Below are 6,048 nucleotides of genomic sequence, written 5' to 3'. Positions count from 1 at the left end.
CCAGCGGCCGTGCCGCGCCGGACCACGCGGGGGGTGGGCCGGGCCGGGAACGGCGCGTCGGTCATCGGGATCACCCCGTTCTCCACCTCGCGCACCCGCAGCCCGGTCGGATCCAGTCCGAGCAGGTCCCGGTAACCGGCCAGCGCCGCGTCGTACCCGGCGTCGGTGAGCAGGTCCGGCGAGAACTCGGTGTACTCGACCAGGGCGTAGCGGTCGCTGACCGGCAGGACGTACCCGAAGGAGACGCCGCGGGGCGGTTGCGGGGTACGGAAGTCCATCAGCACCGCACGCGTCGGGTCGAACACCGGCCGATCAGCCTCCAGCCACCACCCCCGGAAGTGCTGCAACCAGGTCGTTCGCCCCGCTCGGGCCGGCGGGCGGGGGCGGGAGTCGAGCACCCAGCCGGCCCGTACGCCGCGCCCGTCGCCAGTACCCACCAGCACCCGGTCACCGTCGTCGCGCACCGTCTCGGCGGGCGCGACGATCCGGGTGGCGTGGAGGCGACGCTCGGCGTCGGCAGCCCGGTCGTAGACCGGGCCGGAGCGGAGCATGGCGTACCGCAGCGGGGTGAGGTCCAGGACGCGGCGTCGCGCCGCCGTCGCCACCTCGACCTGCTGCCAGCTCGCGCTGAGCAGCGGGTCCAGGTCGCTGTCCGGGTGACCCCAGAACGCCCAGGTGCGGTCCTGACCGCGTCGGCGCACCGGGTCGACGATGGCGATCCGCAGATCCCGGACACCGTGGCGGTCCAGTGCGGCGAGCAGCAACGATGCCGCGCCGCCGCCACCGAGCAGCGCGAGGTCGACGTCGAGCGGCGCGGAGTCGGTCACCCGCACCACGCTGCCACACCGTCGCACGCCACCACCGGACGGGCCGGAACGGCGCTCAGGCCACCGGGGCGGGCGACTCGACCGGGGGCGGGTCGGCGAACGCGCGCGCCACCGCGGCGCGGTTGAAGACCCGCCAGGTGGCGGCGGAGACGCCGATCGCCACCACCAACCCGACCCAGTACGGCGCGGTGATGCCGAATCGGGCGGCGAGCAGCCCGCCCAGCAGTGCGCCCACGCAGTTGCCGCCCGCCGCCACGAAGAGGTTCGTGCTGGCCACCCGGCCCTGCAGGTTCGGTGGGGTGAGTCGTTGGCGCAGTGAGTTCGACACGATGTTCCACAGCCCCCCGTGCACGCCGAAGGCGAACAGCGCGAACCCGACCACGATGGTGCTGCGGGATGCGGCCAACGCCAGGTGCAGCCCCGCCTCGACGAGCAGGCCGATCCGGATCGTCCAGGTCGCGCTGATCCAGGCGATGATCCGGTCGCCGAGCAGCGCGCCGAGCACCCCACCGGTGGCCATGCAGGTGAAGAGCAGGCCGTAGCCGACGGACCCGAGCCCCAGCCGCTCGCCGGCGAGCAGCACCAGCACCGCGAGCGCGGCGGTGAGGGTCACGTTGAGCAGACCGATCAGCACGGCCATCGTGCGCAGCAACCGCTGGTTGGCCAGCCAGCGCAGTCCTTCGACGATCTCGCCGCCCATCGAGCGGGTACGGGGTTCGTGCGTGTCGCCGACGGCGGCCCGGAAGTCCCCGCCGATCAGCGCCACCAGCACGGCGCTGAGGGCGTACGTGACGGCGTTGACCAGGAACGGGCTGCCCGCCGAGAGCGCGAACAGGAAGCCGCCGAGCGGGCCGGCGAGCATGCTGTGCATGAGCGTGGCGCCGCCGCTGAGCCAGCCGTTGGCACGCTCCAGCCGGTGCCGTGGCACCACGACCGGCACCATGGCCTGGCTCGCCGCCCGGAACACGATCTCACCGGTGTTGACCAGGAACAGCACCGCGAACAGCAGGGCCACCCCGCCCCGGCCGCTGAGGATCGCCGTGGCCAGAACGGCGAGCGCGACCACCCGGACCAGGTCGATGACGATCATCAGGCGGCGCCGGTCCATCCGGTCCACCAGCACCCCGCCGGGCAGGGCGAAGAGCAGCCACGGCAGCCACGCCACGGCGGACGCCCCGGCGACCACGAGCGGGTCATCGGTACGCGACGCGACGAAGAGCGGCGCGGCGACGGTGGCCAGGCCGCTGCCCAGGGCCGAGAGGGTGCTCGCCGCCCAGAGTTTGGCGAAGACCGTTCCCAGGCCATCTCCCACGTTCCGTGTCACGGCGAGCGAACCTACCAGCGTCTCCTCTGGCCGCACGGGGATTTATCCCTCCGGCAGAAGGCCGTCCGCTGCCAGGTTGACAGGCAACCCATTGGTTGCCTAACTTGGCAAGCAACCGAATGGTTGCCTGTTGCGGGGAGGGCCGATGGACGACGTGTTTCGGGCACTGGCCGACCCCAGCCGGCGCCGACTGCTGGACCGGCTCAACGAGCGCAACGGCCAGACCCTGCGGGAGCTGTGCGACGGGCTGGCCGGCACCCGCCAGGCCGTCAGCAAGCACCTGTCGGTGCTGGAGGCGGCCAATCTCGTCACGACCGTGCGGCGCGGCCGGGAGAAGCTGCACCACCTCAACGCCGCCCCGATCAACGCCATCGCCGACCGGTGGCTCAGCCGCTACGACCGCGAGCGCGCCGCCACCCTGGCCGACCTGACCACCGCATTGGAGCGACAGCCCATGGAGAACCCGACCTTCGTATACACCACCTACGTCACCACCACCGCGCAGCGACTGTGGTCCGCGCTCACCGAACCGGCGTTCACCCGTCGCTACTGGGGTGGAGTCGCGCTGGTTTCCGACTGGCAGGTCGGGTCACCCGTGCTGTGGCAGGACGCACCGGACGGCGAGCCGCGCGACCTCGGCCAGCGGGTGCTCGTCGCCGAGCCGTACCGTCGTCTCTCCTACACCTGGCACGGCTTCCAGGCCGAACACGCCGCGCACTTCGGCTGGTCCGCCGAGGAGCTGTCCGCCCGGCTCGGCGAGCGCCGGTCGAAGGTGACCTTCGAGATCGAGCCGCACAGCGGGTCGACCGTCCGGCTGACCGTCATCCACGACGACTTCTCCCCCGACAGTGAGATGCACCGGGCGATCAGCGGCCAACTCGACGGCAGCGGCGGCTGGCCTGAGCTGCTGGCCAGCCTCAAGACCCTGCTCGAGACCGGCGAGCCGATGCCCGACCCGACCCAGGCCCAGGCCCGCTGACCCGAGCGCGGATCACCTCGGCCAGGTGGTGCATTTCCGCCGTCTTCGGCAATACCTCGCCATCGGCCCAGCGGCGACAGCCCGGCCGGAGCAGACATCGATCGGAGCACCCGTGCCGGTCGGGGCGTCCGGGCCTTTCCGCAGCTCTCCCCGCCTTCGGGTGGACACGTGACGGCAACGAGGATTTCTCATTTTCACCTGATCGAGGACCCAACCCACCTAGTGTTGGGCACACCGGTGCTAGTCACGGAGTTGGCCACCCGAACGACGTCCCACGCAGTCAGCGGACGAAAAGTGAGGGAAGACGCGTATGAAGGTCTCAACAGCACTCTGCTCGGCGGCGCTCGGCGTGGGCCTCGGCACGCTTCTGCTGCCAGGCGCCGCGCTGGCCGACACCACGGTGTCACCGGCCACCACTCCGGTCGGTGGGACCGTCGTGCTCACCGCGACGACCTGCAACCCGAAGTCGGGTGACGCCCTCTTCCGGGTCACCGGCCCCAACCGCGACCAGAACGTCCGATCCACCACGGCCGCCGCCGGCGGCGGGCTGAGCGCCGAGCTCTTCACCGCAGGGTTCACCCTGGGCACGTACACGGTGGCGGCGACCTGCGGCGACGGCAGCTCGGCCGGTACCGCCACCTTCGCCGTCACCCCGATCGGCGGCGCGCCGGCCGGCTCCGGCGGCGACAACCGTGACACCGGCGCTCTCGCCGCCGGCGGCACGCTGCTCGGCACCGCCCTCGCCGGCGCGGTGATCCTGATCCGCCGGCGCCGTCCGGTGTCCACTGTCGCCTGATCGGCGGCCGTTCCATCCCTGAGACGGGTGCCCGCGCCGGTGACACCGGTGCGGGCACCCCGACGATCCGGTACGGAGGTGCACACGTGTGGTGGCGGCGGACCCTACCGGCAGTGGTCGCGCTGCTCGGCGTGACCGGGCTCGGGCTGATCACCGTCGGCCTCACCGCCGACCCGGCGCGGCCACCACGACCGTCGGCCGACGCGCCGACCCGCACCCACCCCGCACCGGACCTGGCGCCGCTGTCACCCGCCGCGCCGGTCCGGGTGCAGATCCCCGCCATCGACGTACGCGCCGACATCGTCCCCGTCGGCGCGGACGCCGCCGGGGTGCTGGAGGTGCCGCCACTGGATCGGCCCACCCTCGCCGGCTGGTACCGGCACGGGGTCAGCCCCGGTGAGACCGGCAACGCCGTCCTGGTGGGACACGTCGACGCACCGTCCGGCCCGGCGGTCTTCTTCGACCTCGGTCGGCTCCGCGCCGGGCAGCAGGTACAGGTCACCCGCGCCGACGCACGGGTCGTCACGTTCACAGTGGACGACGTCCGGGAGTACCCCAAGGAGCACTTCCCCACCACCCTGGTCTACGGCCCGGCGGACGCCGCCGGGCTGCGCCTCATCACCTGCGGCGGTCGCTTCGACGCCGCCACCGGCAACTACGTCGACAACGTCGTCGTCTTCGCCACCCGCACCGCCTGAGCCGCGCCGCAGGCCCGAGCCGCCCGCGCCGCCCGAGCCGCCTCCCCGCTGTCGGGAGCCGGACCCCGCTCGGCAGAATGCGGTGGCACCATCCCCTGATCGGGACGGTGCGCCGGCGACGGGGAGGCACGCGGTGGATCAACGACCGGCACGGGACCGGACCGGTCGAGGTGTCCGCGCCCTGGCCCGGCGACTGCTCGGACGGGTCGAGGGCGACTCCCCCACCCCCCGCCGGTCCAACCCGGACGCCGTGGTCGACTGCGCCGTCTACGTCAACGGTCGGCGTGAACCCGGTCAACCGCACTACGCCGACGCGTACGGTCGGGCACGGCACGGCCGCGGCGCCTTCGTGTGGCTGGGACTGCACGATCCCGGCCCGGCGGTGCTGGCTGCGGTCGGCCAGACCTTCGGCCTCGACGAGCTGACCGTCGAACAGGCCCTCGCCGACGGGCACCGACCCACCGTGCAACGCCACGGGCCGGTCACGCTGCTGGTCCTGCGCACCGCCGGGTACGTGGAGCACGACGAGCTGACCGACACCTCCGAGGTGATCGACACCGGGGACGTCATGGTGCTGCTCGGTGACCGCTTCGCCATCACGGTGCGACACGGCGCCGCCGGGGCGCTGCGCAGCGTCCGCGCCGACATCGAGAGCCGCCCCACACTGCTGGCCGCCGGACCGTGGGCGGTGGCGTACGCGGTCTGCGCCCGCATGGTCGACTCCTACCTGGAGGTGGCCGGGCACGTGGAACGGGACCTGGAGCGGGTCGAGGAGGCGGTGTTCGCCCGCGACCGCACGACCGACATCCAGCACATCTACCAGCTCAAACGGGAGGTGGTGGAGTTCAAGCGGGCAGTCCTGCCGTTGCAGGCGCCGATGCGTACGCTGCTCGAACCCGACGGCCCGCCGCGTGCCCTGCACCGCTGGTTCGTCGACGTCGACGGCCGGCTGAGCCGGGCGGTGGATCGGGTGGCCGCTTACGACGACCTGCTCACCTCGATCGTCCAGTCGCGACTGGCGCAGCTCGCCGTCGAGCAGAACAACGACATGCGCAAGATCGCCGCCTGGGCGGCCATCGCGGCCACCCAGACCGGCATCGCCGGCATCTACGGCATGAACTTCAACCACATGCCCGAGCTGGCCTGGCGCTACGGCTACGCCGGGGCCCTCACCCTGATGGCGGCGGCGGCCCTGTTCCTGTACCGGCTGTTCCGCCGCTCCGGCTGGCTCTAACCCACCACTCCCACTCCCGCTCCCACTCCCGCTCCCGCTCCGGCTCCGGCTCCGGCTCCGGCTCCGGCTCCGGCTCCGGCTCCGGCTCCGGCGATCTTGCACTTTGTGTTGTCGATACGCCCCTTTCACCGCTTATGCCACGACAGAAAGTGCAAGATCGCGAGGATGAGGGCTGGGAGGGGCGGGGACG

The 6,048-nt window shown here is 72.5% G+C and carries 6 protein-coding genes; 4 read left to right on the top strand and 2 right to left on the bottom strand.

What is annotated here, in order from left to right; all coding sequences use genetic code 11:
* On the bottom strand, window positions 1-827 hold an 827-nt coding region (locus DLJ58_RS00840), incomplete at its 3' end, for a lycopene cyclase family protein (protein ID WP_124853402.1).
* 55 nt (window positions 828-882) lie between these two features.
* Window positions 883-2,151: an MFS transporter gene (locus tag DLJ58_RS00835; RefSeq protein WP_244218728.1), complete on the bottom strand. Its 1,269-nt coding sequence runs from the start codon at window positions 2,149-2,151 to the stop codon at window positions 883-885.
* 145 nt (window positions 2,152-2,296) lie between these two features.
* Between DLJ58_RS00835 and DLJ58_RS00830 the strand changes: the two genes are divergently transcribed.
* The 4 genes from DLJ58_RS00830 (at window position 2,297) to DLJ58_RS00815 (ending at window position 5,858) form a co-directional block, all read left to right on the top strand.
* Window positions 2,297-3,130 carry an ArsR/SmtB family transcription factor gene (locus tag DLJ58_RS00830; protein WP_124853401.1) on the top strand — a complete coding sequence of 278 codons (834 nt, stop codon included), beginning with the start codon at window positions 2,297-2,299 and terminating at the stop codon, window positions 3,128-3,130.
* 310 nt (window positions 3,131-3,440) lie between these two features.
* Window positions 3,441-3,926, top strand: a complete 486-nt coding sequence (locus DLJ58_RS00825) for a hypothetical protein (protein ID WP_091406610.1) — start codon at window positions 3,441-3,443, stop codon at window positions 3,924-3,926.
* Window positions 3,927-4,012: 86 nt separating this feature from the next.
* Window positions 4,013-4,624 (top strand): class F sortase, encoded by a 612-nt coding sequence (locus DLJ58_RS00820; RefSeq protein ID WP_124853400.1) that lies wholly within the window; start codon window positions 4,013-4,015, stop codon window positions 4,622-4,624.
* Between the two features lie 133 nt (window positions 4,625-4,757).
* Window positions 4,758-5,858 (top strand): magnesium and cobalt transport protein CorA, encoded by a 1,101-nt coding sequence (locus DLJ58_RS00815; RefSeq protein ID WP_124853399.1) that lies wholly within the window; start codon window positions 4,758-4,760, stop codon window positions 5,856-5,858.
* The last annotated feature ends 190 nt before the right edge of the window (window positions 5,859-6,048 follow it).

It is taken from the genome of Micromonospora arida (genome assembly GCF_003857035.1).
Lineage (GTDB): Bacteria > Actinomycetota > Actinomycetes > Mycobacteriales > Micromonosporaceae > Micromonospora > Micromonospora arida.
This window is presented reverse-complemented; position numbering and strand designations above follow the sequence as displayed.